Origin of the sequence: Mycolicibacter nonchromogenicus, from assembly GCF_002101775.1 — a bacterium.
In the GTDB taxonomy this organism is placed as follows: domain Bacteria; phylum Actinomycetota; class Actinomycetes; order Mycobacteriales; family Mycobacteriaceae; genus Mycobacterium; species Mycobacterium nonchromogenicum.
The window spans coordinates 114872-140887 of the sequence record NZ_LQPI01000032.1 but is presented as its reverse complement, the minus strand read 5'-3'; the positions used below and the strand labels follow the sequence as shown (position 1 = coordinate 140887).

Here is a 26016-nt window from a genome sequence, read left to right as displayed (position 1 = left end):
GCGCTAGGACTTGCCTTGGACCTCAAGGAGCCGAGGCCGCACGTCCACCAGGTAGACCCCGGCCGCGCAGGCCGCGATCGCCATCCCCATCACCTGCAACACCAGTGCCAGCAGCCCGCACACCCCGAGGATCACCAGCCAGACCGGCTTGGTGAGCTTGTCGGCGGCGGTGTAGGCGTCAGAACGTTGCATCGCCGCGTGGACGAAGGCGTACACCGACGTCGCAAACACGGCGATCTGCAGAACGAAAAGGACGGTACCCACCAGGTTCGCAGCGATCACGCTGCAAGCCTAGGCGGGCACCGTCCTGGGCGTCGAACTGCGACTACTTCTGGGTGACCTTCTTGGCCGGAGCCTTCTTGGCCGGGGCCTTCTTGGCAGCCGGAGCCTTCTTGGCCGGAGCCTTCTTGGCAGCCGGAGCCTTCTTGGCCGGGGCCGGGTCCGGAGCCGGGACAGCCTCAGGCTCGTCCTTCTTGGGCAGCTCGATGCCGACCAGCTTGGCGGCACGCTCGCCGACCTCGCGGGTCTGCGACGCGACGTTGCCCAGCACTTCCTGGGTCAGCTCGACAGCCTGGTCGACGTAGCCCTCGACCTGCGCCGAGGCGTCGTCCAGACCGGACTGGGTGCGCAGCCGCTCCAGGGCGGCCTCGCCGCGCGCCACCAGGTCGTTGTACCGCTCGCTGGCAGCCTCCACGTAGCCTTCGGCGGCCTTGCGCAGCTCGTCGCCGGTGAAGCGCTCCCGCAACTCGGCGAGCTGCTCGGGCAGCTCCTCCTGCAGCTTGGTCAGGCGAGCGCGGCTCTCCTCAACGCGGGTGCTGGCGTCCTCACGGGCTTCGCCGGCGCGCTCGCGCAGGTTGGCGACGAGGTCGGTCACGGTGGCCAGTGCCAGGTCGGCAGCGCCGAGCGCGGCGAGCAGGGGGGCCTTCAGTTCTTCGATGGTCGGGTTCTCGGCCATGTCGGGTTCCTTTCGGGTTGAAATCGGTGATTCGGTCAGGAGGACGAGAGAGGATCAGTCAGGTGGCGTCTCCTCACCGTCGGCTTCGTTCTGCTGGACGAAGGAGGTGTAGATGTCGAGCAGAACCTGCTTCTGCCGTTCCGTGATCGCCGCGTCGGCAATGACGGCGTCACGGACCTCGCTCTTCTCGCTCGGCTCCAAAATTCCCGCCCGGATGTAGAGCACCTCGGCGGAAACCCTGAGGGCCTTGGCGATCTGGTTGAGGACGTCAGCGGAAGGCTTACGCAGTCCACGTTCGATCTGGCTCAGATACGGGTTGCTGACGCCGGCCTTTTCGGCCAGCTGACGCATGGACACCTGCGCGGCTTCGCGCTGGGACCGGATGAAGCTACCGATATCCGCCGCTGCCGTGGAGACCACTGCGGCGAGCTTGTCATCCTGCGACACCGGTGACCCCTTTCGTGGACTGGCGACTGCTGACACGCACCACGATACGGCCTAGTGCTAACTTTTGCAAGCACCTGCTAGCGCAGGTCAGAACATAAGCTGGGCTATGGTGTAGATCGCCAGGCCGGCCAGCGAGCCGACCACCGTACCGTTGATCCGGATGAACTGCAGATCGCGGCCGACATGCAGTTCGATTCGCCGACTCGCCTCCGCGGCGTCCCAGCGCTCGATGGTCTCGGTGATGATCGCGGTGATCTCCACCCCGTAACGACCCACCAGGTGCTGGGCGCCCCGCACAATCCAGTTGTCGACCTTGTCGCGCAATTCGGCCTTGTCGCGCAACGCTTCTCCGACCTGAACCACAGTCGCGGCCACCCGGGTCCGCAGCGCGCTGGACGGGTCGTCGACACCGTCGAGCACCAGCCGCTTGAGCGTCCGCCAGGCTGTAGCCGCCGCGTTGGCGACTTCCTCGCGGGCCATCAACTGCTCTTTGACCGCGTCGGCCTTCGCGATGGTCGCCTGGTCGTGCTGCAGATCGTCGGCGAATTCGAACAGGAATCGGGTCGCACTGCGGCGGAGTTCGTGATCGGGATTACGCCGAACCTTGTCAGTGAAATCCATCAGCTCGCGGTGGATGCGGTCGCCGACCAGGTGGTCGACGAACCGCGGAGACCACGTCGGCGAATCCCGCTCCACCACCCGCTGGATGACTTCGCCGGCATTGAGCGACCACTGGAAGGCGCGGTCGGCCAGCAGCTGGATCAGTGCCTCTTGTCGGTTCTCCGCCAGCAGGGAACCCAGCACCCGCCCGACCGGCGGACCCCAGTGCGGTTCGGCGATGCGTCGCACGATCATCCGGTCGATCACGTCCTGGACGTCCTCGTCGCGCAGCATTTCGATCATGACCCGCAGCACGGTCGCGGTCTCAGCCGCCACCCGCTCGGCATGCGCCGGCTCCGACAACCACTTGCCGACCCGGCCGGCGACCTGCGCGTCGCGCAGTTTGGTCTCGATCACCGGTGGTGACAGGAAGTTCTCCCGCACGAAGGTGCCCAGCCCCTCGCCGAGCTGATCCTTCTTGCGCTTGATGATCGCGGTGTGCGGAATGGGAATGCCCAGCGGGTGTTTGAACAGTGCGGTGACCGCGAACCAGTCCGCCAGCGCACCGACCATCCCGGCCTCCGCGGCGGCGCCGACGTAGCCCACCCAGACGGGAGCGGTGCCACCGGTCTGCGCCCACCGACACAGCAGGAACACCACAGTGGCGCCGAGCAGGAAACTCAGCGCCACCACCTTCATCCGGCGCAGATCACGCTGTCGGATCGCGTCCGCCTCGGGATCGGCACCCGCGAACGACTCCGCTAAGGAGTGCATGGTCTGCGCGGCCCCCGGCCAACTCGACTGGTTCTCTGGAAGCACCACGCCACCATCATCCGCCATCGGCGCGACAGGAGACGGGTTCATGCGGCGGCGCCAACTTCGCCTCTCCTTCGTCGAGCCTCGCTGAACCGCCCGGTCTATGCGGCAGCTCAGCTTCAACTTCCCTTCGCCGAGCCTTGCTAAACCGCCCGGTCCACGCGGCGGCTCCAGCTTCACCTCTCCTCCGTCGAGCCTCGCTGAACCGCCGGTAACTGTTACCGGGCCCCAGAGTTTGCTGCACCAGCCCGTATTATCTATTTCGTCTAGGGAATGGGAATCCGCGATAGTGGCAGAGCAGCTCCAGCCCGGCACCGCCAAGACAGACGGTCGCAAGCGGCGTTGGCACCAACATAAGGTCGACCGCCGCAATGACCTCATCGACGGAACGATCGAGGCGATCCGGCGCCGCGGGCGCTATGTGAGCATGGACGAGATCGCCGCCGAGATCGGCGTGTCCAAGACCGTTCTCTACCGGTATTTCGTCGACAAGAACGACCTCACCACCGCGGTGATGATGCGCTTCGCGCAGACCACCCTGATCCCGAACATGGCGGCGGCGTTGTCGGCGAACCTGGACGGGTTCGACCTGGTTCGCGAGATAATCCGGGTGTATGTGCAGACCGTGGCCAACGAGCCCGAGCCGTACCGGTTCGTGATGGCCAACAGCTCCGCCAGCAAGAGCAAGGTGATCGCCGACTCCGAGCGCATCATCGCCCGGATGCTCGCGGTGATGCTGCGCCGCCGGATGAAGGCGGTCGGCATGGACACCCAGGGCGTGGAGCCGTGGGCCTACATGATCGTCGGCGGGGTGCAGTTGGCCACCCACTCGTGGCTGCTGGATCCGCGGATGACCGCCGACGATCTGATCGACTACCTGACGATGCTGAGCTGGAATGCCCTGTGCGGCATTGTCGAGGTGGGCGGCTCGCTGGAAAAGTTCAACGCCGGCCCGCATCCGTCGCCCGTGCTGCCGTGGCGGCGGGCGGCCGGGGCGCCCGCGCGCGACACCGCCGATTCGACGCAGTCTGCCCGCTGACCTGGCCTCGCCCTGCGGTGCCGCCGATTACCCGCCAATTACCAGGGAAACCCCTGTATCTCCCCGACCACGAAATATCCTACGGTCGCAAGCGGATGGTCGGATCCGACCATTGACCGAAGACCTATCAATGGAAGGCAGGTGTCTCACTATGGCCGCAACGGGCTACAAACCGGCCGCCAAGGCAGTCGTCTCGGCGCTGATCGCAGTAGGAGCCTTCCTGAGCCCTCCGCTGGCCAGCGCCGACGACCCCGAACAGCCCGGCGGGCAGACGCAGGACGCCTGCGCAGCCGGTGATCAGGGCCAGACACCCGAAGAGCAGCAACAGCAACAGCTGGCCTGCGGCGCCGGAATCGCCAACCGGGCGGTCAGCGAGGCCCAGAACGCGGCCGAGCAGGCCAACCGCGCCGCCAATCAGGCCGGCCAGGAGGCAGCACCTGCTGACCGTCCACCGGAGGACCTGATCACCAACACCAAGTGCGTCATCTTCAACGGCGTTCCCACCCTGGTGCCGCCGGAGGGCCTGTCCCGGACGGCAACGCCGTTCGACTCCCCCATGGAGGGAAGGCCCTGCTGGGCGGTGTACGGCGTCACGCCGACGCACTAGCCGCTCAGTAGACGCACTAGCCGCTCAGTAGGTGTAGAAGCCCCGGCCGGACTTCTTGCCGAGCTGGCCGGCCTCGACCATGCGCAGCAGCAGTGGCGGCGCGGCGTAGAGCGGCTCCTTGAACTCTTCGTACATCTTGTCGGCGATCAGCTTCAACGTGTCCAGACCGACCAGGTCGGACAGCCGCAGCGGACCCATCGGATGCGACAGTCCGGCGACGATCGCCTTGTCGATGTCCTCGACGGTGGCGAAGCCGGACTCGAGCATGCGGACCGCTGAAAGCAGGTAGGGCACCAGCAGCGCGTTCACCACGAAGCCGGAGCGGTCCGAGCAGCGCACCACCTGCTTGCCCAGCACCACGCTGGCGAACTCCTCGGTGCGGTCGGCGGCGGCGGGCTCGGTGACCAGCGTGCTGACCAACTCGACCAGCGGCAGCACCGGGACCGGGTTGAAGAAGTGCAGGCCCAACACCCGCTGCGGGTTCTGCGTGGCGGCGGCGATCTTCATGATCGGAATGGACGAGGTGTTGGAGGCCAGCACAGCGTCCGGGTCGGTGATCACCCGATCCAGCTCGGCGAAGATCTTCGACTTGACCGTGTCGTCCTCGATCACGGCCTCGATCACCAGCTGACGGTCCGCCAACTCGCCCAGGTCGGTGACGAAGGTCAGGTTGCCGACGGCGTCGTCGCGCTCGCGCTCGGTGATCTTTCCCGCGCTCACGCCGCGCTCCAGCGACTTGATGATGCGGTTGCGGCCCGCGGTGACCAGTGCGTCGGTGGTCTCGAAGACCTTCACCTCGACGCCGGCGCGCGCCGACACCTCGGCAATTCCGGCACCCATCTGGCCGGCTCCGACAACACCTACTCGTTGGATCGACACGGTCTCCCTTTCAGTCAACGCCCAGCAACAGGCCCCGCCCAGGCTGGCTGGGCGGGGCCTGCGCTGTCAACTCCCCCGGGGGCATCTCTCACTTGCGCGAGCGTGCGTGTCTGTCCGTCGACACGCCGCATCAGGGCGTACGACTGCGCACGCTCGCGGCAAGTTAAGGCCTAGTGGAACTGGCCCTCTTCGGTCGAGCCCGCCAGCGCCGTGGTCGACGACGTCGGGTCCACGGTGGTGGCGATCCGGTCGAAGTAGCCGGCGCCGACCTCGCGCTGGTGCTTGGTGGCGGTGTAGCCGCGCTCCTCGGCGGCGAACTCGCGCTCCTGCAACTCGACGTAGGCGCTCATCTGCTTGCGGGCGTAGCCGTGGGCCAGATCGAACATCGAGTAGTTCAGGGCGTGGAAGCCGGCCAGCGTGATGAACTGGAACTTGAAGCCCATGGCGCCCAGCTCGTTCTGGAACTTGGCGATCGTGGCGTCGTCCAGGTGCTGCTTCCAGTTGAACGACGGCGAGCAGTTGTAGGCCAGCATCTGGTCCGGGAACTCCGCCTTGACACCCTCGGCGAACTTGCGCGCCAGCTCCAGGTCCGGAGTACCGGTCTCCATCCAGATCAGGTCGGCGTAAGGCGCGTAGGCCTTGGCCCGTGCGATGCACGGCTCCAGACCGTTCTTGGTGTAGTAGAAGCCCTCTGCCGTCCGCTCCCCGGTGATGAACGGCCGGTCGCGCTCGTCGACGTCGGAGGTGATCAGGGTGGCGGCCTCGGCGTCGGTCCGGGCGATCACCACGGTGGGCACGTCAGCCACGTCGGCGGCCAGACGGGCCGAGGTCAGGGTGCGGATGTGCTGCTGGGTGGGGATCAGCACCTTGCCGCCCAGGTGGCCACACTTCTTCTCCGAGGCCAGCTGGTCCTCCCAGTGCGAACCCGCCACACCGGCGGCGATCATCGCCTTCTGCAGCTCGTAGACGTTGAGCGCGCCACCGAAGCCGGCCTCGCCGTCAGCGACGATCGGCGCCAGCCAGTTCTCCACGGATGTGTCGCCCTCAACCTTGGCGATCTCGTCGGCGCGCAGCAGCGCGTTGTTGATGCGGCGAACCACCTGCGGCACCGAGTTGGCCGGGTAGAGGCTCTGGTCGGGGTAGGTGTGGCCGGACAGGTTGGCGTCGCCGGCGACCTGCCACCCGGACAGGTAGATGGCCTTGAGGCCGGCCCGGACCTGCTGGACCGCCATGTTGCCGGTCAGCGCGCCCAGGGCGTTGATGTAGTCCAGGTCGTGCAGCTGCTCCCACAGCACCTCGGCGCCGCGACGGGCCAGCGTGTGCTCCTCGACGACGTGGCCCTGCAGGGCGACGACATCCTGAGCGGTGTAGGTACGGGTGACACCCTTCCAGCGCGGGTTGTTGTCCCAGTCGTGCTGGATCTGCTCGGGGCTCTTCGGCGTGCCAACGGTCGACATTGGGTTCGCTCCTTTGCGTTCTCGATCGGTCGGAGGCCAACGCCGGTCTAGCCCTGCGAACGCGCTTCCCGGCTTTGCTAACACCCCGATCGATTCACTGGTGTGTTAATGCGACCTTGGCACAGGACATCTCCCCAGGTCCAGCCGTTTCTGTTGCCAATTTCAGCCACACAACGCCAACAATTTGCAAAGTTTGCGAAGAACGAATGGGAAAATTCTTCGTTGAAATCAGCCGACAAGCTACCGGCCGGTAACATATCCGCACAGGTCAGCGCACGTTTTAGCAGTACGCTCGTACTGACTAGAACGTGTTACAACGGGGTTACCGCGGCGACCGCTTTGACCTCATCGCCGACCAGGTATGTGAGCGTTCTAACAGTGCGATCGACCAGTTCGGGCCCGAATAAGTCGGTCGACCCGGGCGGGTGAACGTGGGAGACGATCTCTAGTTTGTCGCCCAGCGCGACGGGCGCGTCATGTTCCAGGGTGACCCGCAACGGCGCCTTGAGCAGCTCCGGGTAACTCGACAGGTAGTCCTCGACCACGCTCCAGTACACCGAGTTGTTCACGTGGTCGAACAGGTCGATGTCGGTGAACCGAATCGGGTACTCGTGGATCTCGGCCGCGTCCTGCCGGTCACCGGCCTTGAGGTAGGCCTTCCAGCGCAGCCGGTCGACAGTGGTGGTGCGCTTGAGCCCGGCGAGAAAGTCCTCGGAGATCCGCGCCGGCCCCTGCGTCTCGCGGTTTATGTTGATCCAGAAGGCCTCGGATTCGATCAGCCCGCCCTTGCGGCCATCGATGCGGACCCGCATCTCACACCAGCGGTTGGAGGTGCCCGAACACCACCGCCGCATCCGCAGCATGTCCTGGAATTCGATCGGACGGATCAGGTCCATCATGGTGCGGCGGACGATCCACAGCGGGTGCGTCTCCTGATATCCGCCCTCCCGCAACTGATCCTGGCCGATGTCCTGGATGTGGCGGGCCGCCGCGTCCATCCGCAGGCGGCCTGACCTGTCGATGTCGGCGACCCGCAGTGGCCACTGCCGGTCGAACACGTCGGGATGCGGATCCGGCACCGGCATCAAATCCTTGGCGAGGCCGGACGGCTGTTGTGTCTGCTGCATCGGTGCTCCCCAATGGTCTTTCCCCCCGCGGATCATGCCATGCCAACAATGCGAATGCCGCCTTCGCAGCGGTAGGCTCGATGAGGTGGCCAAGACCTACGTCGGCGCCCGGGTGCGCCAGCTGCGCAGCGAACGCGGGTTCAGCCAGGCTGCATTGGCCCAGATGCTGGAAATCTCACCGAGCTACCTCAACCAGATCGAGCACGACGTTCGTCCGCTGACCGTCGCGGTGCTTCTCCGGATCGCCGAGGTCTTCGGCGTGGATGCCAGCTTCTTCGCCTCCCAGGACGACACCCGGCTGGTCGCCGAGTTACGCGAAGTCGCCATGGACCGCGACCTCGACATCGATGTGGATCTGGCCGAAGTGGCCGAATTGGTCAGCGCCCACCCCAAATTGGCCCGGGCGATGGTCAACCTGCACCGCCGCTACCGGATCACCACAGCACAACTCGCCGCGGCCACCGAGGAACGCTTCTCCGACGGCAGCGGCACCGGCGCGATCACGATGCCGCACGAGGAGGTCCGCGACTACTTCTATCAGCGTCAGAACTATCTGCACGAACTCGACACCGCCGCCGAAGAACTGGCCACCCGAATGCGCAGGCATCAGGGCGAATTGGCCGTCGAGCTGGCCAATCGCCTGACCGAGGTGCACGGGGTGCACATCAACCGTCGCATCGATCTGGGCGAAACAGTGCTGCACCGCTACGACGCGGAAACCCGGACACTGGACATCTCCAACCACTTGTCCTGGGGCCAGCGCGTGTTCAAGATGGCGGCCGAACTGGCGTATCTGGAATACGACGATCAGATCTCCGCCATGGTCGAGGAGGGCAAGTTCACCTCGAAGGACTCCCGCACCCTGGCACGGCTCGGCTTGGCCAACTACTTCGCGGCGGCGATCGTGTTGCCCTACGGGCAGTTTCACGACAGCGCGGAGAGGTTCCGCTACGACATCGAACGCCTGTCGGCGTTCTACCGGGTCAGCTACGAGACCATCGCCCACCGGCTGTCCACCCTGCAGCGGCCGTCCATGCGGGGCGTGCCGTTCTCCTTCGTCCGGGTGGACCGCGCCGGGAACATGTCGAAAAGGCAGTCGGCCACCGGCTTTCATTTCTCGTCCAGTGGCGGTACCTGTCCGTTGTGGAACGTCTACGAGACATTCGGCAACCCGGGAAAGATTCTTGTGCAGATCGCCGAGATGCCCGACGGCCGCAAGTACATGTGGGTGGCACGCACCGTCGAACGCCGCGCCTCCCGCTGGGGGCAGCCGGGCAAGACCTTCGCGATCGGGCTCGGTTGCGAACTACGCCACGCCCACCGGTTGGTCTATTCCGAAGGGCTGGATCTGGCGGCCGGCCACGACGTGCCCGCCACACCGATCGGGGTGGGCTGCCGAGTCTGCGACCACGACAACTGTCCGCAGCGGGCCTTCCCCGCGCTGGGCCGTGACCTGGATCTCAACGAACATCGCAGCACCGTCTCGCCGTATCTGGTAAAGCAACAGCGGTGACTCTTCGTATCCCCGATTCCCCCGGCCTGCGTGACCTCGGCATCACGAACTGGCTGGTCTGCAAGGTCGTCGCCCTACGCCAGCGCGTACCGCGGGCGCACCTGTTCACCACACTCGGCCAGCACCGGCGATTGATGTGGTCCTGGCTGCCGTTCGGCGGGGTGCTCATGCGGGGCGGGAAGCTCTCCACCCGCGACACCGAACTGGTGATTCTGCGGGTGGCGCACCTGCGCGACAGTCAGTACGAAATGCAGCACCACCGCCGGATGGCCCGGGCGGTCGGTATCGACGACGCCACCCAGGCACTGATCTTCGAAGGCCCCGGCGCAGCGGGACTCACCGACCGTCAGCGCGCCTTGCTGACCGGTGTCGACGAACTGCTGCAGACGCGCACGCTCTCCGATGCCACCTGGGCGCAGCTGGCCGAACACCTGGATCGCCCGCGGCTGATCGAATTCGTGATGCTGGCCAGCCAATATGACGCGCTGGCCGCCACCTTGAGCGCACTGCGGGTGCCGCTGGACTTCGATGAGTAGTGCCGCGTGACCGCTACCGTGAGCCACGACTTGGTCGTCGCCGGGGGCGGGGTGGTGTTGATCGCGGCCGTCCTGATCGTGGTCGGGCGTGCCCTGGCACGACACGGGGCCAGTCCCCTGGTCACCCGCAAGATCCCGCACGCGCTGTGCGGTCTGTTCGCCGGCCTGGCGGCCTTCCAGTTGTCGCATGAGGCGACGGTGGCCGGCGTGCTGGCCGCCGCGACGGTGGGCTTGACGATCATCGTGGAGCGCGGCCTGATGCCGGTGCCCGGAGTCTTCGAGGGCACCCGGTCCCGCGACTACGGGCTGGTGGGCTTCGCCGCCGGGGCGTTGCTCGCGGTGCTGGCATTCTGGCCGGACCGGGTCGCCATCGCAGCGGGTGTGGTGGTGCTGGGGCTGGCCGACGCCGGCGCGGCGCTGATCGGGGACCGCTACGGCAGGCACCGGGTCGAAGCCGGTGGCGGTGTGCGCTCCCTGGAAGGGTCCGTGGCCTTCGTTGTCATCGCATTCGCGGTGTCGTGGGCGTTCTGCCGATTCGGCCTTGAACTGAACATGTTTATGGCGGTGTCGGTTTCGCTGTTCGTCGCGATGACCACAGCGGCCGTGGAACTTCTCGTCCTGCCCGCGGCAGACAACCTGCTGATCACCCCGTGGGTGGCGCTGCTGCTGCATGTGGCACGCGAGCTGTCGACCGACGACGCGCTGCGGTGGCTGGCCGCACTGGTCTTCGGCTGCGCCATCGTGCCGTTCATGCTGCGGATGCGGTGGCTGGACCTGCCCGGCGCGCTCAGCGGTGGCCTGATAGCTGGGGTCGCTGTCGGCCTCGGTGGGTGGGCGTGGATCATCCCCGCCGCGCTGTTCTTCTCACTGACCAGCCTGCTCACCGCATACCGCCGGCCCGTCCGGACCGGGGGCATGCGCACCATGAGCCAGGTCGCGGTGAACGCCGGCCTTCCGGTGCTGATTCCGGTGATCGGTTATGCGTTCACCCGCGACCCGTTGTGGTACGCGATGTCGATCGGCGGGATCGCAGCCGGCATCGCCGACTCCTGGGCCTCGGAGATCGGCCGTTTCTCCTCCCGAGAGCCGCTGTCGCTGCGCTCCTGGACACGGGTGCCCAAGGGCACTTCGGGGGCGGTATCGCCGCTGGGGACGGCCGCGACGGTGTTGGGAGCGCTGGCCGTCGGCGCGTTCGGTGCGTTGTTCGCCGGGCTGGTGATGCTGCCGGTGGGTCTGGTGGCCGGCGTCGTCGGCTCCCTGGTCGACACCACTATCGGCGCCACCGTGCAAGCCCGGTTCCGCTGCCCGACATGCGACGCCACCGTGGAGGACAGCGCGCACTGCGGCACGCCGACGCAGCCTTCCGCGGGCTGGCGCTGGGTGGGCAACGACACGGTCAACGCGTTCGCGAACGTGGCCGGCATGGCCACCGGGTTGGTGGTGTTCGCGCTGGCGTCCTAGCCGCGAAACCCGCCGTCAGAAGTTGATCATGTGGCCGGTCAGCCCGTGGAAGCACTCCTGCAGCGCCTCGGACATGGTCGGGTGGGTGTGCACGTTACGGGCCAGCTCGTTGGCCGTCAGATCCCACTTCTGCGCCAAGGTGAGCTCCGGCAGCAATTCCGACACGTCGTGTCCGACCAGGTGCCCGCCGATCAGCTCGCCGTAGCGGGCGTCGGCGATCAACTTCACGAACCCGCTCGGGTCGCCGACACCGTGCGCCTTGCCGTTGGCGGTGAACGGGAACTTGACCACCTTGACGTCGTAACCCTCGGCCTTGGCCTGCTCCTCGGTGAGCCCGAAGCTGGCCACCTGCGGCTGGCAGAAGGTGGCCCGCGGCATCATCCGGTAATCGCCCAGCGACATGGTTTCTGCCCCGCCGATGGTCTCGGCGGCCACCACACCCTGCGCCTCGGCGACGTGCGCCAACTGCAGCAGTCCGGTGACGTCGCCGATGGCATAGATGTGCGGCACCGAGGTCTGCAGGTACTCGCTGACACCGATGGCGCGGCGTTCGGTCAGTGCGACACCGGCCGCCTCCAGCCCGTAGCCGTCGACGTTGGGGGCGAACCCGATGGCCTGCAACACTTTGTCGGCCTGCAGCGTTTCGGTCTGACCGTCCTTGCTCACCACGACCGACACCGTGGATCCGTCGTCGGTGATGCTTTCCACCTTGGTGCCGGTGCGGATCTTGACGCCCAGCTTCTTGAACTGCTTCTCGATCTCCTTGGACACGTCGGCGTCCTCGTTGGGCAGCGCCCGGGGCAAGAACTCCACCACGGTGACGTCCACGCCGTAGTTGGCCAGCACGTAGGAGAACTCCATGCCGATCGCGCCGGCGCCGGCGATGATGATCGAGCTCGGCAGCTCCCGGCTCAGGATCAGTTGCTCGTAGGTGACGACGTTGTCCGACAGCGAGGTGCCCGGCACCAGCCGGGTGCTCGCCCCGGTGGCGATGATCGCGTTGGTGAACGTAACCGTCTCGGTGCCACCGTCATTGAGCGCCACCGACAGCGTGTTCGGGTCGGTGAAGGTGCCGTAGCCGTGGATCTCGGTGATCTTGTTCTTCTTCATCAGGAAGTGCACACCGGCCACCCGGCCCTCGGCCACCTTGCGGCTGCGGTCGAACGCGGCACCGTAGTCGAAGGTCGCCGTGCCACTGATCCCGAAGGCCGCGGCCTCGCGGGTGAAGATGTGGGCCAGCTCGGCGTTGCGCAGCAGCGCCTTCGAGGGAATGCAGCCGACGTTGAGGCAGACCCCGCCCCAGTACTTCGGCTCGATGATGGCGGTGTTCAGGCCCAGCTGGGCGGCGCGGATGGCCGCCACATACCCGCCGGGACCGGCTCCGAGAACGACGACGTCAAAGTGGCTCACGGTTTCACCCTAACGGGGCGGCGCCGTGGTGGCTCAGTACGGGATGATTCCGGCGACACAACGACTCACATGCTGGCAGTAGTAGTGCCCATAAAGCGGCGCCGCGGCGACCGCGGCGGCGAACACCGCCGACATCAACGCGATTGCCACTGCCGACAGCACCGGCCTCTCCCCCACCATCGCCACGATCAGCCCCGCGACCACACACACCACGGTGTAGGCCAGCGCCACGAAGACGGCGGGTGTCTTGTCGGCCAGGGTGTACCACCAGGCAAACAGGCCCAGGCCGATCCCTGCTGCCGGAATCCACACCACCAGCAGCGCCAGGGCCAGCTGCCACCACTTCAGGAATTGGTATTGGCCGGTCAGGACCACCGGTTTGGGCGGTTTGGCCGGTACCGTCGCGGACACCCGCATCGGTCCCTGCGGTTCAGACTCTGGAAGCGGCTCGACACCGGTGTGCGGCTCGTCCAGTGCCTCGGTCGGCCCGGGCAGCGGCGTGGGGTGCGGACCGGTGTCGAAGATCGGCGCCATGTGCGGCTCGGTGATGGGCAGCGCGCCGGTGTCAGTGGTCTCAGACACCCGACACCACCTGAATCGCGGCCAATGTGCCGAACCACCCGACCGCCATCGCGAGCAGAAACGCACCCAGGGCGGTTACCCACCGACGCGAGGAGACGAACACCAGCACCAGGCCCGCGATGCTGGGCCCGCCGAGCACCAGCGTGATCGCGACGTCCGGGCGCAGCGGCGCGGTGATGACCAGGCTCAGGCCGATCCCGGCCAAGACACCGACCGCTACCCCGACCAGCATGGCGCTGCTCAACAGCCATGGGCGTGGCAGCGGAATCACACCACCAGATTTTACGGCGATCGCGCGGGTCAGCGCGGTAACGACCCGGTGATCACGGGGACTGATTCCAGCAGCGCGTTCTCGTCGTCGGTGAAGGCCCGGCCACGCGTCAGGAAGCGCATGCCCTCGGGTGCCTCCAGGCTGAACCCTGCCCCGCGGCCCGGGACCACATCGATGATCAGTTGGGTGTGCTTCCACGCGGCGAACTGCGGACCGGAGATCCACACCGGCACCTCGCTGCCGGCAGCATCCAGTACACCCAGGAGCACGTCGTGGTCACCGATGATGAAGTCGCCGTCGGGGTAGCACATCGGTGCCGACCCGTCGCAGCAGCCGCCGGACTGGTGAAACATCACCGGACCGTGGCGCGCCACCAGACGCGCCACCAGTTCGGCGGCGGCATCGGTGATCAGCACCCGGTCCGGTGCGCTCATCAGAACCGGCCCATCAGAACAGACCCTGCGCCGACTGGGAGTAGGACACCAGCAGGTTCTTGGTCTGCTGGTAGTGGTCCAGGACCATTCGGTGGGTCTCCCGGCCGATTCCGGACTGCTTGTAGCCTCCGAACGCCGCATGTGCGGGGTAGGCGTGGTAGCAGTTGACCCACACCCGCCCGGCCTGGATGTCGCGGCCGGCCCGGTAGGCGGTGTTGCCGTCGCGACTCCACACCCCGGCAGCCAGTCCGTAGATGGTGTCGTTGGCGATGGCGATCGCGTCGTCGTAGTCGGTGAACGACGTCACCGACACCACCGGACCGAAGATCTCCTCCTGGAAGATCCGCATCTTGTTGTGGCCGGCAAAGATCGTCGGCTGCACGTAGTAGCCGCCGGACAGGTCGCCGCCCAACTCGGCGCGTTCCCCGCCGGTGACGGTGGTGGCGCCCTCCTCTTTGCCGATCGCGATGTAGGACAGGATCTTCTCGAGCTGGTCGTTGGAGGCCTGCGCGCCGATCATCGTGGTGATGTCGAGCGGATCGCCCTGGCGGATCGCCTTGGTGCGGATCGCGGCCAGCTCCAGGAACTCGTCGTAGATGGGGGCCTGGACCAAAGACCGTGACGGGCAGGTGCACACCTCGCCCTGGTTGAGGGCGAACCCGGCGAACCCTTCCAGCGCCTTGTCCTGGAAGTCGTCGTTGGCTGCCAGCACATCGGAGAAGAAGATGTTGGGACTCTTGCCGCCCAGCTCCAGGGTGACCGGAATGATGTTCTGGCTGGCGTACTGCATGATCAGCCGCCCGGTGGTGGTCTCGCCGGTGAAGCCGATCTTGGCGATCCGGTTGCTGGACGCCAGCGGCTTGCCCGCCTCAACGCCGAAGCCGTTGACCACGTTGACCACTCCCGCCGGCAGCAGGTCGCCGATCAGGCTCATCAGGAACAGGATCGAGGCCGGGGTCTGCTCGGCCGGCTTGAGCACCACCGCGTTGCCGGCGGCCAGCGCAGGAGCGAGCTTCCAGGCGGCCATCAACAGCGGGAAGTTCCACGGGATGATCTGACCGACCACGCCCAGCGGCTCGTGAAAGTGGTAGGCGACCGTGTCGTCGTCGAGCTGGCTCAGCGCACCCTCCTGGGTGCGGATCGCCGCGGCGAAGTACCGGAAGTGATCCGCGGCCAGCGGGATGTCGGCGGCCAGCGTCTCCCGAACCGGCTTGCCGTTGTCCCACACCTCGGCGACCGCCAGCTGTTCGCGGTGTTGGTCGATCCGGTCGGCGATCTTGGTGAGGACATCCGCCCGCTGCGCCGGGGAGGCCTTGCCCCAGGCCGGGGCTGCGGCGTGGGCGGCGTCGAGCGCCAGCTCGATGTCGGCGGCCGTGGACCGCGGGATCTCACAGAACGGCTGACCGGTGACCGGAGTGGTGTTCTCGAAGTACTCACCGCCGACCGGTGCCACCCACTGCCCCCCGATGAAGTTCCCGTACCGGGACTCGTAGCTCATCAGCGCGCCTGCGGAACCCGGACGTGCGAAAACGGTCATCGATGTTGCTCCTTAGCCGTGGGTGTTACTCACCTCACATTACCGTCGAGGTCACAATGACTTCCATGTCTACCCAGCCTGCTAAGGACTTTGACGACCCGTACCTGTGGCTGGAGGACGTAACCGGCGAGCGGTCACTGGACTGGGTGCGCGCCCACAACGAGCCGACCGTCGAGGAGTTCGCCGGCGACGACTTCGAAGCGATGCGCGCCACCGCGCGCGAGGTGCTCGACACCGACGCCCGTATCCCCTACGTGCGGCGTCGTGGCGAGTACCTCTACAACTTCTGGCGTGATGCCGCTAACCCGCGAGGACTGTGGCGGCGCACCACTTTGGACAGTTACCGCACCGACAGCCCGGAGTGGGATGTCGTCATCGATCTCGACGAGCTGGCCCGCGCCGACGACGAGAATTGGGTCTGGGGCGGGGCCAACGTGATCGAACCCCACCACACCCGGGCCCTGATATCGCTGTCGCGTGGCGGATCGGACGCCGTGGTGGTGCGTGAATTCGACATGACCACACGGGAATTCGTAGGCCCGGAGGGCTTCAACCTTCCAGAGGCCAAGACCCGGATCGGCTGGGAGGACGACGACACCGTCTTGGTGGGCACCGATTTCGGCGCCGATTCGCTGACCGAATCGGGATACCCCCGCATGGTGAAGCGCTGGCGTCGCGGCCAGGACCTGGCGCAGGCGGAGACGGTGTTCACCGGGTCGGCCACCGATGTGGTGGTCGCCGCAGGACGGGACCGCACCCCGGGATTCGAACGGACCCTGGTGTCACGGGCGATCGACTTCTTCAACGACGAGGTCTACGAACTGCGCGACGGCGAGCTGATCCGCATTGACGCGCCGACCGACGCCTCGGTGTCGGTGCACCGCCAGTGGATCCTGATCGATCTGCGCAGCGACTGGGACACCGGTACCGCGTCCTATCGGGCCGGCTCACTGTTGGCCGCCGACTACGACGAATTCCTCGCCGGCACAGCGCAGTGCAGCGTCGTCTTCGAACCGGATGACCACACCGCGTTGCACCACTACGCGTGGACCCGCGACCGGCTGATCCTGGTCACCCTGCACGATGTGGCCAGTCGCGTGGAAGTGGTCACGCCCTCGAACGCAGACTGGCAACGCCGACCCATTGCCGAGGTGCCGGCCAACACCAACACCGTGATCGCAGCCGTCGACGACTCCGACGCCACCGACGGCGAGATCTTTTTGGACTCAAGCGGATTCGACCGACCATCGCGGCTGTTGCATGGCGTCGTCGACGGGAACCTGACCGAGATCAAATCTGCTCCGGCATTTTTCGATGCCGACGGGCTGCAGGTCAGCCAGCACTTCGCCACCTCGAAAGACGGCACCGCCATCCCGTACTTCGTGGTGCGTCCGGCAAACGCCACCGGCCCAACCCTGCTGGGCGGCTACGGCGGATTCGAGGTGGCGCGCACCCCGGGTTACGACGGCGTGCTGGGCCGACTGTGGCTGGAGCGCGGAGGAACCTACGTACTGGCCAACATCCGGGGCGGCGGCGAGTACGGCCCCGGCTGGCACACCCAGGCGATGCGCGCCGGCCGGCACTTGGTGGCCGAGGACTTCGCCGCGGTGGCAACAGATCTGGTGGACCGCGGTATCACCCGAGTCGAACAGCTCGGCGCCGTGGGCGGAAGCAATGGCGGGCTGTTGATGGGCATCATGCTCACCGCCTACCCGCACCTGTTCGGCGCGCTGGTGTGCCAGGTGCCCCTGCTGGATATGCGCCGATACCACCTGCTGCTCGCCGGTGCGTCCTGGGTGGCCGAATACGGCGACCCCGACGACCCCGCTGAATGGGAGTTCATCAGCAAGTACTCGCCGTACCAGAACATTTCCGCCGATGCCGACTACCCGCCGGTGCTGATCACCACCTCCACCCGAGACGACCGGGTGCATCCGGGGCACGCCCGCAAGATGACCGCGGCACTGCAGGACGCCGGGCACCGCGTCTGGTACTACGAGAACATCGAGGGCGGACACGGCGGGGCGGCCGACAACGCCCAGGCGGCGTTCAAGTCAGCGCTGAGCTTTTCGTTCCTGTGGCGAATGTTGGGTGGCGCCGAGCACTAACCGCTGGCCATCCCCTCGCGACCCATGTTGCGCATCCACTCGTCGAGCAGTTCCGGTCCGTAGTTCTCTTGGCGAATCCGCAGGTCGGTGTAGATCATCATGTGCACGCAGCTGATCAGGCCGATCAGGACCGGATAGGTGATGATGACGGTCACCCAGGTCAAAGCTGCAGAAACCAGCGCCACCAGCCCCATACCGACGAGCCACAGCGTGTGGATGCCGATGATCCTTCCCGCCGCAGGACTGCAGAGCTGTATCGATCGGATGAAGGAGTCGGCGACTCCACGATTTTCGAGTACCGACACGATGGGCGACAAGGTGAGCAGCATTCCGAAGACGAAGGCGGCGATGCTGCACACCACGATGAGGGGGATCAGCGCGGGATAGAAGCCGCTGTGGCGCGCGATCACATGGAACACCACCATCGCCGCCACTATCGAGTAGTACGCGTATCCCAGCCGACTCACTGACCACACCCGTTGGGTGACGCGAGATAACATCTCGTCGATTCGAACTTGCTTGCCGGCGATCACTTTGTCGGCGGCTTCCACCCCCAACAGGACCAGCACCGCATCGGCCGGCAATAACGCGTAGAACACCGCCAGTACGGCCAGGGCGACGGTCAACGCAGCGAACAGGTTCTCGCCGCCACTGAAGATCAACAGCCCCACCTGTGCCGGAGTCGGCAAATCCAGGTTGTAGGTGAGCAGGCCCAGAACCGCCACGAAACCGAGCATGAAGACGGCCGGGACACCGACCAGGGTCGGCCAATTCCGCAGCAGGATTTTGCAAGCCCCCCCGTAGAGCTCGGAGACCGTCATGGGCCGAAACGGGATCGGCGGCCGCTCGTCCGCAGGCCGGCTCGGGGGGCGACGCGTCGCCCAACCGCGTTCTACCAGGTAATCCTCCACATCAGTGGGCCAACCGATGCGGTTCCTGTGGGTGTACCAGTCCGCCCCCGCCGACACCACGGCGGCGACCCAACAACCGATACCCGGCCAGGCGATCAGCCCCGCCACCGCCCACGCTGCGGCCAGAACACGCAGCACATGGTAAGGCTGGAAGTCGAACCGGGTCTCACGAAGCGGCGGCAGTGAGACGGGGTCCTCCGGGTTCGGTTCAGCCGAGGGCTCGTTGTGATCACTCATCCAACGAAGCCGCCTCTCGGGGGAAAGAAATTCCTCGCCGAGATCATCCCAAAAGTCAACGCCCATTCGGTATCGACCGTTCGGGCGACAGTCAGGATTTACGCAGGCCGCCCATCACTGCGATCCCCACCCCGACCAGCACCAACACCGCCCCCGTCGCCAGGGTCACATTGAGCCACAGGTGCAGGTTCCCCTCGGCCACATCGGCCAGGGCATTGGTGATCCGGCGGATGTCGCCGGTCGCCTGTCTGAGCAACTGATCGAGTAGACGCCGGGCAACTTCGGCTCCTGCCCACCCGACCGCGCCCACCACCAGCGCCGAAACACCCAGGCTCGCCAGGGCCCGGCCGCGGCGCCGCGCCGCGACCAGCGTCAGGATCGCGCACAGTGCGGCCATGGCGCCCAGTACGACGGTGAGCAACGGCCCCCAGACCGAGAGCCGGTGCAACCCACCTGGACGCATCACCTCAGTGGACGTCGAGGTCAGTGGCACCGTCAGCGAGGCCGGCAGCATTACGGGGTAGTCGGACAACAGCTGCGCGAACGCGTCGTCACGCAGCATCGGCATCACGTCGATCTCCCAGGGGCCCGGATCGCCGACGTTGAGCAGCCATGCGTGCCCGTCCCGATTGACCTTGACGAACTCTGGCGGAAACGACGGCCCCCTGGTGAATGCGCGGGCAGCCCGCCGCACCTCCGAGGGGTCGATGCCAAAGCCGCTGGCCCTGATCAGTTGCACCGTCTGAGCGCTGAGTTCAGCCGCCACCGCGTCCTGTAGGGCCGGTTGAGCCGCGGCCCGGGCGGCCAACCGCGCGTAGCCGTCGGCGTCGATGAGGTTGTACTGCGCCCATGCCGTCGGCAGCGCCACCGCAAGACTTGCGGTGGCCAGCAACCAGAACAGCGTCGCGGTGAAGACCCGCACTATTTCGCGATGCGGCGCGGCCGCGCCAGCGCCAGCTTGGTGAGCACCTGGTTGCTTCGAGCCAGTGTCTTCAGCGAGTTGTGGTAGAAGTTTCCGCCCGCACCGAGGTTGGTGCGGGGCGCGACGACGGTCTCCTGCCGACAGAACTTGCGGATACCGTCCACACCACCGAAACGCGCACCGATACCCGAGGTCTTCCAGCCACCCATGGGCGCCGTCGTGCACATCAGGTTGGAGATCACGTCATTGACGTTCACCGCTCCGCAGTCCAACTGCAGCGCAATGTCTTTGGCCCGCGCGACGTCGCGCGAGAAAACAGAGGCGCTCAGCCCGTAGGCGCTGTCGTTGGCGAATCGGATCGCCTCATCCACACTGGCGACCTTCATGATCGGCAGGGTGGGTCCGAAGGTCTCCTCGGTCATGCAGGCCATCGAGTGATCGACATCGACCAGCACCGTCGGCTGGTAGAAGCTGCCCGGACCGCTGGCACGCTCACCGCCGGTCAGGGCACGCGCCCCGGCAGCCAAGGCTTCCTTCACGTGCCGCTCGGTGACGGCCAGTTGCTGCTCACTGATCAGAGCCCCGAAGTGCTTGCCCTCACCGGCGCCCATCTGCAATGCCTCGACGTCGCGGACGACGGCGGCGACGAACTTGTCGTAGACGGACTCCAGCACGTACACCCGCTCGACCGACACGCAGGTCTGCCCGGCGTTGAACATGGCACCCCACACCGCGGCGTGCGCAGCCATGTCGATGTCGGCGTCCTCGCACACGATCATCGGATCCTTGCCGCCGAGCTCGAGGCTGTACGGCACCAGTCGGCTGGCAGCCCGCTCGGCGACTTTGCGCCCGGTGGCGGTCGACCCGGTGAACTGCACGTAGTCGGAGTTGTCGATCACCGCTTCGGCGACCTCTCGCGCACCCTGTACCACTGCGAACACGTCCGGGGCGCCGGAGGCCAGCCAGCCCTGACGAAGAAGTTCCGCGGTGAGCGGGGTCTGCTCAGACGGCTTGAGCAACACCGCGGAGCCGGCCGCCAAAGCGCCGATGGCATCCATCAGTGCGTTGGCCACCGGGTAGTTCCACGGCGCGATCACACCGACGACCGGTCGGGGCCGGAAATGGATGGCGATCTTCTTGATGCTCAGCACCGCCGACGGTGCCGGCCGGACCTCCGGTGCCACCGCCTTCTCCATCACCTTGATCACGTACGACAGGATCATGATCAGCAACGGCACCTCTTGCGCGGCGTCGGTGCTGGACTTGCCGGTCTCGGCGATCAGCAACTTCTCGATCTCGTCCCGGTTGTCACCGAGCCACACCGCGAAGCGGGCCAGGGCTTTGGCCCGCCCCTTGGCGCCGCGCTGCTCCCATTCCCGCTGAGCGGTGCGCAGTCCGGCCGCGATCTTTTCGACGTCGGAGGGGTCGGTCCACTGCACTTCGCCGGCGATCTCCCCGGTAGCGGGGTTGAACACGGTTCCGGTGCCGGTGAAGCCGGCAACTGAATTGGTGGCGGTCATGGCGCCATGCTAGTCCCGGCTGTGATCCGGATCGCACCGGGCCTAGACAGGTGTCAAGTCGCGGGTGCCTGTGCTTGTAAGCCACGCAGGTACGCGGCCTGCCCCAGATGCTGAGCACAGTCATCGATGACGCTGACCAGTCGGACCCCCGCCGTCACCGGCGGATCCCAATGGGTGTCGACCACCCGGGCCAACTCCTCGGCCGTGACGCGCTCCAGGTAGTCCAGGGTCAACCGGTGCACGTCGCGGTAGTAGCCCGCCAGCAGGGCTGCAGGAGCCCGAACCTTGGCGACATCGGCGGGGCTGTGGCCATACCCACTGTCATCACGCGGCAGGTCCAGGCCGAACCGCTCCACCCAGCCGTCGCGGGTCCACGCCTGCTCGACACCGGCGACCTGGGCGACCTGAATGTCCTGCACCCGGGTGCTGTGCCAGAGCAGCCACGCGATGCTGTTGGCCTGCGCCGTCGGCCGATAATCGGCCACCTCGTCGGTGAGCCCGTCGGTGAGTTCGTCGGCGTGCTCGATCAGCCGGGTGAAAGCGTCGCGGAGCAGGGCCCGCAGAGCGGCGGTCGGGTCGTTCTCCGTCATACCGCCCGACGCTACGCCTGGTGGCAGACCGCCTCGACGTTGTTGCCGTCCGGATCGCGGACGAAGGCGCCGAAGTAGCCGGGGTGGTACTCGGGCCACAGTCGCGGCGCGTGCAGCGACTCGGCGCCTTGTTGCACGGCGGTGTCGTAGAACGCCCGCACCTGCTCGGGGTCTGCGGCGCTGAACGCGATGTGGACCTCGCGATTGGGGCCCGAGGCATCGCCCGCGGCGGCGTCGGCGATCCAGAACGTCGGCTTGCCGTCGCGCCCGTAGCCGAGGGCCACACCGACATCCAGCTGCCGCGTGTAGCCCAGGACTCCGAGCACCGCGTCGTAGAACTTCTGGGATCTGGCGTAGTCAGTGCAGTTGATGCCCACGTGGTCGATCACACGAACATCCTGGCACGGGGAACCGCAGGGTCGTAGATTATCTGAATGACCCACGACGTCGTGGTCCGCAACGGCACGATTGTCGACGGACTGGGCGGGCAACCCTACGTCGGCGACGTAGCGGTGCGCGACGGCGTCATCACTGAAATCGGTGCGCTGTCCGGCAAGGACGGTGCGGCACACCGCGTCATCGACGCGACCGGATTGCTGGTCACACCGGGTTTCGTGGACCTGCACACCCATTACGACGGGCAGTCCATCTGGTCGGATCGGCTCAATCCGTCCTCGGCGCATGGCGTGACGACCGCACTGATCGGCAACTGCGGAGTGGGGTTCGCACCGTGCCGGATCGACGACCACGACGTGCTGGTGGATCTGATGGCCGGGGTCGAAGACATTCCCGGCGTGGTGATGACCGATGGGCTGCCATGGACCTGGGAAACCTTCCCGCAGTTCATGGATGCTGTCGACAAGCGTCCCCGCGATATCGATGTCGCGACGTTCTTGCCGCATTCGCCGCTGCGCGTCTACGTGATGGGCCGACGCGGTGTCGACCGCGAACCGGCCACCCCTGAGGACCTGGCGCAGATGCGCCTGCTGGCCCAAGAAGCCGCCGAGGCCGGCGCTCTGGGCTTCTCGTCCTCACGACTGATGACCCACCGCACCAGGACCGGCACCCGAATTCCCAGCTACGACGCCGCCTACGCGGAGATCCTGGCGATCAGCCGCGGCTTGGCCGACGGCGGGGGCGGGTTGATCCAGTTTGTCCCGGATCTCCCCGAAGGCACGTACCAGACTGTGCTGCAACAGGTTTTCGACGCGGCGAGCGAAGTGGGGTTACCCGTCACGTTCAGCCTGTTGATCGCCAACTCCGGTGTACCGCTGTGGCGCGATGCCATGGCCATGGTGGAGAAGGCCAACGGATCAGGTGCCGCGATCAGCGCACAGGTCTTCCCCCGCCCCATCGGGCTGATGGTTGGACTGGACTTGAGCATCCACCCCTTCGTGCTGTGCCCGAGTTACCAGAAGATCACTGGTCTGCCGTTGGCGGAACGGGTCGCCGAGATGCGGAAACCGGAGGTGCGGCAACAGATTCTGTCCGACCGCCCGACGATCGTTCCGGCCAATCCGCTGGCCTATCTCGCCCAGTCCTGGGACTGGATCTTCCCGCTCGGCGACGACCCCGACTACGAACCCGACCCCTCGAAAAGTATTGCGGCACGAGCGCGGGCGCGCGGCGTCTCCCCGGCCGAGGAGGCATACGACCGACTGCTCGACGACGGCGGGCACGCGATCCTGCTCGACGCGCTGGCGAATTTCGAGAACAACTCGCTGGACACCGTCAGCACATTGATGCGCCGCGACGACGTCGTACTGGGCCTGGGGGACGGCGGAGCGCACTACGGCATGATCTGCGACTCCAGCTTTCCCACCTATGTGTTGACGCATTGGGCTCGAGACCGTGCGTCCGACCGGCTCAGCGTCGAAGCGGCGGTGCGGGAATTGACGTCCACGCCGGCCCGGATTGCCGGGCTCCACGATCGGGGCCGCCTCGCGGTGGGCTACAAGGCCGATCTCAACGTCATCGACCACCAGAACCTCAGGCTGCACAAGCCGGTGGTCACCTATGACCTTCCCGCCGGTGGACGCCGGTTGGATCAGACCGCCGACGGTTACGTCGCGACGATGGTCTCCGGCGAGATCATCGCGGAGAACGGCAAGCCGACCGCGGCCCGGCCCGGCAGGCTGGTGCGCGGCCGTCAGCCCGCGCCGGCCTGATCGTCTGCCGACTTCGGCGGCGTACCGTTTCCGGTGTGACTGAGCCTGCAGCGCCCAAATACACCCACGGCCACCATGAATCGGTGTTGCGTGCCCACCGCTCCCGCACGGCGGAGAACTCCGCGGCCTATCTGCTGGGTTCGCTGACACCGGGCTTGCACTTGCTCGACGTCGGCTGCGGGCCGGGAACCATCACGGTGGATCTGGCCGCCCTCGTCGCGCCGGGCCGCGTGACCGCCATCGAGCCCGTCCCCGCAGCACTTGATCTGGCCCGCGACTGCGCACGTGAACGCGGGCAGCACAACATCGACTTTGTGGTCGCCGATGTGCACGCATTGCAGTTCCCCGACAACAGTTTTGATGTGGTACATGCCCATCAGGTGCTCCAGCATGTCGCCGACCCGGTGACCGCACTGAGCGAGATGCGGCGGGTATGCAAACCCGGCGGCGTGGTGGCCGCACGCGACAGCGACTACGCGGCGTTCACCTGGTATCCGGCGTCGGCGGAGCTGGACGACTGGCTGCGCCTGTATCGCAACGCCGCGCGGGCCAACGGCGGCGAACCCGATGCGGGGCGGCGTCTGCTGGCATGGGCGCACGCCGCCGGTTTCACCGACGTCCTCCCGACGGCGAGTGCGACGTGTTACGGCACACCCGCCGAACGCGCGCACTGGGGCGGCATGTGGGCCGACCGAATCCTACAATCGGCCATCGCCCAACAGCTGCTCGACAGTGGCGCCGCCGATCAGGCCAAATTGCAGGCGATTTCGCAGGCATGGCGGAGCTGGGCCGAGAACCCCGACGGCTGGTTGATGATCCCGCACAGCCAGATCCTGTGCCGGGTGTGATCACTTAGATCAAGCGTTTGGCCGGGGTGGAGCGAGCCACCATGTCGGCGTCACTGGTCACCGTGTCACCCAGCACCTCATCGATGCGGGCCAGCAGCTCGTCGGGGATCCGCACGCCGGAGGCCTTCACGTTCTCGGTGACCTGTTCCGGGCGCGAGGCCCCGACCAGGGCAGCGGCGACGTTGTCGTTCTGCAGCACCCAGGCGATCGCCAATTGCGCGGTGGTCAGATCCAGCTCCGCGGCTATCGGCGCCAACTGCTGGACCCGGGTCAACACGTCGTCGGTCATGAACCGCTTGATGAAGTTCGCGCCGCCCTTCTCGTCGGTGGCACGCGAGCCGGCCGGCGGCGGCTGACCGGGCAAGTACTTGCCGGACAGCACGCCCTGGGCCATCGGCGACCAGACGATCTGGCTCAGCCCCAGTTCTTGGCAGGTGGGGATCACCTCCGGCTCGATCACCCGCCACAGCATCGAATACTGCGGCTGGCTGGAGATCAGCGATATGCCGAGCTGGCGTGCCAGCCCGTGGGCCTGGCGAATCTGCTCGGCGGTCCATTCACTGACACCGATGTAGAGCGCCTTACCCGCCCGCACGATATCGGCGAAGGCCTGCATGGTCTCCTCCAGCGGGGTGAAGGAGTCATAACGGTGCGCTTGGTACAGGTCGACGTAGTCGGTCCCCAGCCGGCGCAGCGACCCGTTGATGGCCTCCATCATGTGCTTGCGGGACAGGCCGGTGTCGTTGCGGCCCAAGGGGGCCGGTCCGATGGGCCAGTACACCTTGGTGAAGATCTCCAACGACTCACGCCGCCGCCCCTTCAGCGCGGCGCCCAGCACCTCCTCGGCGCGGCCGTTCGCGTAGACATCGGCGGTGTCGAAGGTGGTGATTCCCGCATCGAGCGCGGCGTGCACGCACGCGGTCGCGACATCGTTCTCAACCTGCGAACCGTGCGTCAGCCAGTTGCCGTAGGTGATTTCCGAAATCTGCAGGCCGGAGTTGCCCAGGTAGCGAAATTCCATAGGGCCATCATGGCTCACGG

At 66.5% G+C, this 26016-nt stretch carries 26 protein-coding genes; 8 read left to right on the top strand and 18 right to left on the bottom strand.

Annotation, left to right across the window (positions count from 1 at the left end; genetic code table 11):
• Window positions 1-3: 3 nt before the first annotated feature.
• The 4 genes from AWC18_RS06200 to AWC18_RS06185 all read right to left on the bottom strand — a co-directional run bounded on the left by AWC18_RS06200 (window position 4) and on the right by AWC18_RS06185 (window position 2866).
• Complete coding sequence (locus tag AWC18_RS06200) at window positions 4-264, bottom strand: DUF2516 family protein (protein WP_207504712.1); 261 nt, start codon at window positions 262-264, stop codon at window positions 4-6.
• Between the two features lie 61 nt (window positions 265-325).
• The gene (locus tag AWC18_RS06195; protein WP_085138101.1) at window positions 326-955 is read right to left on the bottom strand and encodes a heparin-binding hemagglutinin; all 630 of its coding nucleotides are present in this window, start codon (window positions 953-955) and stop codon (window positions 326-328) included.
• 54 nt (window positions 956-1009) lie between these two features.
• On the bottom strand, window positions 1010-1402 hold the full coding sequence (locus AWC18_RS06190) for a helix-turn-helix domain-containing protein (RefSeq protein ID WP_064996640.1): 393 nt from the start codon (window positions 1400-1402) through the stop codon (window positions 1010-1012).
• Between the two features lie 87 nt (window positions 1403-1489).
• On the bottom strand, window positions 1490-2866 hold the full coding sequence (locus AWC18_RS06185; protein ID WP_420093314.1) for a DUF445 domain-containing protein: 1377 nt from the start codon (window positions 2864-2866) through the stop codon (window positions 1490-1492).
• 241 nt (window positions 2867-3107) lie between these two features.
• Here AWC18_RS06185 and AWC18_RS06180 point away from each other — a divergent pair, with 241 nt between their 5' ends.
• Both AWC18_RS06180 and AWC18_RS06175 read left to right on the top strand, forming a co-directional pair.
• Entirely contained in the window at window positions 3108-3857 is a 750-nt protein-coding gene (locus AWC18_RS06180; protein ID WP_085138100.1) for a TetR/AcrR family transcriptional regulator, read from the top strand.
• A gap of 151 nt (window positions 3858-4008) precedes the next feature.
• On the top strand, window positions 4009-4464 hold the full coding sequence (locus AWC18_RS06175; protein ID WP_085138099.1) for a hypothetical protein: 456 nt from the start codon (window positions 4009-4011) through the stop codon (window positions 4462-4464).
• A 24-nt stretch (window positions 4465-4488) separates the two neighbouring features.
• On the opposite strand, the gene AWC18_RS06170 is transcribed toward AWC18_RS06175, so the two are convergent.
• The 3 genes from AWC18_RS06170 to AWC18_RS06160 form a co-directional block, all read right to left on the bottom strand.
• Complete coding sequence (locus AWC18_RS06170; protein WP_208858324.1) at window positions 4489-5343, bottom strand: 3-hydroxybutyryl-CoA dehydrogenase; 855 nt, start codon at window positions 5341-5343, stop codon at window positions 4489-4491.
• Between the two features lie 170 nt (window positions 5344-5513).
• A complete protein-coding gene (aceA, locus tag AWC18_RS06165) occupies window positions 5514-6800 on the bottom strand; it encodes an isocitrate lyase (protein ID WP_064996475.1) in 1287 nt (428 codons plus the stop codon).
• A 311-nt stretch (window positions 6801-7111) separates the two neighbouring features.
• The gene (locus AWC18_RS06160; RefSeq protein WP_085138097.1) at window positions 7112-7927 is read right to left on the bottom strand and encodes an acyl-[acyl-carrier-protein] thioesterase; all 816 of its coding nucleotides are present in this window, start codon (window positions 7925-7927) and stop codon (window positions 7112-7114) included.
• Window positions 7928-8012: 85 nt separating this feature from the next.
• Here AWC18_RS06160 and ramB point away from each other — a divergent pair, with 85 nt between their 5' ends.
• Genes ramB through AWC18_RS06145 form a run of 3 tightly spaced genes read left to right on the top strand, consistent with a single transcriptional unit; the run spans window position 8013 to window position 11437 of the window.
• On the top strand, window positions 8013-9440 hold the full coding sequence (gene ramB, locus AWC18_RS06155; protein ID WP_064996473.1) for an acetate metabolism transcriptional regulator RamB: 1428 nt from the start codon (window positions 8013-8015) through the stop codon (window positions 9438-9440).
• Complete coding sequence (locus tag AWC18_RS06150; RefSeq protein ID WP_064996472.1) at window positions 9437-9976, top strand: carboxymuconolactone decarboxylase family protein; 540 nt, start codon at window positions 9437-9439, stop codon at window positions 9974-9976. Before ramB ends, AWC18_RS06150 begins: the two co-directional genes overlap by 4 nt.
• Window positions 9977-9982: 6 nt before the next feature.
• The gene (locus AWC18_RS06145) at window positions 9983-11437 is read left to right on the top strand and encodes a DUF92 domain-containing protein (protein ID WP_165757978.1); all 1455 of its coding nucleotides are present in this window, start codon (window positions 9983-9985) and stop codon (window positions 11435-11437) included.
• Window positions 11438-11452: 15 nt separating this feature from the next.
• On the opposite strand, the gene lpdA is transcribed toward AWC18_RS06145, so the two are convergent.
• From lpdA to exaC, 5 genes are read right to left on the bottom strand one after another with little or no spacing between them, the layout of a single operon-like run.
• Window positions 11453-12847, bottom strand: a complete 1395-nt coding sequence (gene lpdA, locus AWC18_RS06140; RefSeq protein WP_064996470.1) for a dihydrolipoyl dehydrogenase — start codon at window positions 12845-12847, stop codon at window positions 11453-11455.
• Window positions 12848-12880: 33 nt separating this feature from the next.
• The gene (locus AWC18_RS06135; RefSeq protein WP_082960915.1) at window positions 12881-13429 is read right to left on the bottom strand and encodes a hypothetical protein; all 549 of its coding nucleotides are present in this window, start codon (window positions 13427-13429) and stop codon (window positions 12881-12883) included.
• Window positions 13422-13700 carry a putative holin gene (locus tag AWC18_RS06130; RefSeq protein ID WP_064996469.1) on the bottom strand — a complete coding sequence of 93 codons (279 nt, stop codon included), beginning with the start codon at window positions 13698-13700 and terminating at the stop codon, window positions 13422-13424. The genes AWC18_RS06135 and AWC18_RS06130 overlap by 8 nt, the downstream gene beginning before the upstream one ends.
• 29 nt (window positions 13701-13729) lie before the next feature.
• Window positions 13730-14134, bottom strand: coding sequence for a DUF779 domain-containing protein (locus tag AWC18_RS06125; RefSeq protein WP_064996468.1), 405 nt, complete (start codon window positions 14132-14134; stop codon window positions 13730-13732).
• A 13-nt stretch (window positions 14135-14147) separates the two neighbouring features.
• Window positions 14148-15671 carry an acetaldehyde dehydrogenase ExaC gene (exaC, locus tag AWC18_RS06120; protein ID WP_064996467.1) on the bottom strand — a complete coding sequence of 508 codons (1524 nt, stop codon included), beginning with the start codon at window positions 15669-15671 and terminating at the stop codon, window positions 14148-14150.
• Between the two features lie 65 nt (window positions 15672-15736).
• Here exaC and AWC18_RS06115 point away from each other — a divergent pair, with 65 nt between their 5' ends.
• Window positions 15737-17779, top strand: coding sequence for a prolyl oligopeptidase family serine peptidase (locus AWC18_RS06115; protein WP_085138095.1), 2043 nt, complete (start codon window positions 15737-15739; stop codon window positions 17777-17779).
• On the opposite strand, the gene AWC18_RS06110 is transcribed toward AWC18_RS06115, so the two are convergent.
• From AWC18_RS06110 to AWC18_RS06090, 5 genes are all read right to left on the bottom strand, one after another.
• Window positions 17776-18927: a hypothetical protein gene (locus AWC18_RS06110; protein WP_064996465.1), complete on the bottom strand. Its 1152-nt coding sequence runs from the start codon at window positions 18925-18927 to the stop codon at window positions 17776-17778. The genes AWC18_RS06115 and AWC18_RS06110 overlap by 4 nt on opposite strands.
• A 91-nt stretch (window positions 18928-19018) precedes the next feature.
• Window positions 19019-19849 carry a hypothetical protein gene (locus AWC18_RS06105; RefSeq protein WP_085138094.1) on the bottom strand — a complete coding sequence of 277 codons (831 nt, stop codon included), beginning with the start codon at window positions 19847-19849 and terminating at the stop codon, window positions 19019-19021.
• Complete coding sequence (locus tag AWC18_RS06100) at window positions 19849-21369, bottom strand: aldehyde dehydrogenase family protein (protein WP_085138093.1); 1521 nt, start codon at window positions 21367-21369, stop codon at window positions 19849-19851. Before AWC18_RS06100 ends, AWC18_RS06105 begins: the two co-directional genes overlap by 1 nt.
• Window positions 21370-21422: 53 nt before the next feature.
• On the bottom strand, window positions 21423-21959 hold the full coding sequence (locus AWC18_RS06095) for a mycothiol transferase (protein ID WP_085138092.1): 537 nt from the start codon (window positions 21957-21959) through the stop codon (window positions 21423-21425).
• Between the two features lie 11 nt (window positions 21960-21970).
• On the bottom strand, window positions 21971-22348 hold the full coding sequence (locus AWC18_RS06090) for a VOC family protein (RefSeq protein ID WP_085138091.1): 378 nt from the start codon (window positions 22346-22348) through the stop codon (window positions 21971-21973).
• A 45-nt stretch (window positions 22349-22393) separates the two neighbouring features.
• On the opposite strand from AWC18_RS06090, the gene AWC18_RS06085 reads away from it, so the two are divergent.
• Together AWC18_RS06085 and AWC18_RS06080 are read left to right on the top strand one after the other, a co-directional pair.
• Entirely contained in the window at window positions 22394-24127 is a 1734-nt protein-coding gene (locus AWC18_RS06085; protein WP_085138090.1) for an N-acyl-D-amino-acid deacylase family protein, read from the top strand.
• A 35-nt stretch (window positions 24128-24162) separates the two neighbouring features.
• Window positions 24163-24975 carry a class I SAM-dependent methyltransferase gene (locus AWC18_RS06080; RefSeq protein ID WP_085138089.1) on the top strand — a complete coding sequence of 271 codons (813 nt, stop codon included), beginning with the start codon at window positions 24163-24165 and terminating at the stop codon, window positions 24973-24975.
• 4 nt (window positions 24976-24979) lie between these two features.
• Here AWC18_RS06080 and AWC18_RS06075 read toward each other — a convergent pair whose 3' ends face one another.
• On the bottom strand, window positions 24980-25996 hold the full coding sequence (locus tag AWC18_RS06075) for an aldo/keto reductase family protein (RefSeq protein WP_085138088.1): 1017 nt from the start codon (window positions 25994-25996) through the stop codon (window positions 24980-24982).
• Window positions 25997-26016: the final 20 nt, after the last annotated feature.

Excerpts from the sequence above, each read along its gene's own strand:
- AWC18_RS06110 (WP_064996465.1), bottom strand. The coding sequence starts at position 18,927 with ATGAGTGATCACAACGAGCCCTCGGCTGAACCGAACCCGGAGGACCCC.
- AWC18_RS06095 (WP_085138092.1), bottom strand. The coding sequence starts at position 21,959 with ATGACGGAGAACGACCCGACCGCCGCTCTGCGGGCCCTGCTCCGCGAC.
- AWC18_RS06075 (WP_085138088.1), bottom strand. The coding sequence starts at position 25,996 with ATGGAATTTCGCTACCTGGGCAACTCCGGCCTGCAGATTTCGGAAATC.
- AWC18_RS06125 (WP_064996468.1), bottom strand. The coding sequence starts at position 14,134 with ATGAGCGCACCGGACCGGGTGCTGATCACCGATGCCGCCGCCGAACTG.
- AWC18_RS06085 (WP_085138090.1), top strand. The coding sequence starts at position 22,394 with ATGACCCACGACGTCGTGGTCCGCAACGGCACGATTGTCGACGGACTG.
- AWC18_RS06160 (WP_085138097.1), bottom strand. The coding sequence starts at position 7,927 with ATGCAGCAGACACAACAGCCGTCCGGCCTCGCCAAGGATTTGATGCCG.
- exaC (WP_064996467.1), bottom strand. The coding sequence starts at position 15,671 with ATGACCGTTTTCGCACGTCCGGGTTCCGCAGGCGCGCTGATGAGCTAC.
- AWC18_RS06100 (WP_085138093.1), bottom strand. The coding sequence starts at position 21,369 with ATGACCGCCACCAATTCAGTTGCCGGCTTCACCGGCACCGGAACCGTG.
- AWC18_RS06115 (WP_085138095.1), top strand. The coding sequence starts at position 15,737 with ATGTCTACCCAGCCTGCTAAGGACTTTGACGACCCGTACCTGTGGCTG.
- AWC18_RS06185 (WP_420093314.1), bottom strand. The coding sequence starts at position 2,866 with ATGAACCCGTCTCCTGTCGCGCCGATGGCGGATGATGGTGGCGTGGTG.
- AWC18_RS06175 (WP_085138099.1), top strand. The coding sequence starts at position 4,009 with ATGGCCGCAACGGGCTACAAACCGGCCGCCAAGGCAGTCGTCTCGGCG.
- AWC18_RS06195 (WP_085138101.1), bottom strand. The coding sequence starts at position 955 with ATGGCCGAGAACCCGACCATCGAAGAACTGAAGGCCCCCCTGCTCGCC.
- aceA (WP_064996475.1), bottom strand. The coding sequence starts at position 6,800 with ATGTCGACCGTTGGCACGCCGAAGAGCCCCGAGCAGATCCAGCACGAC.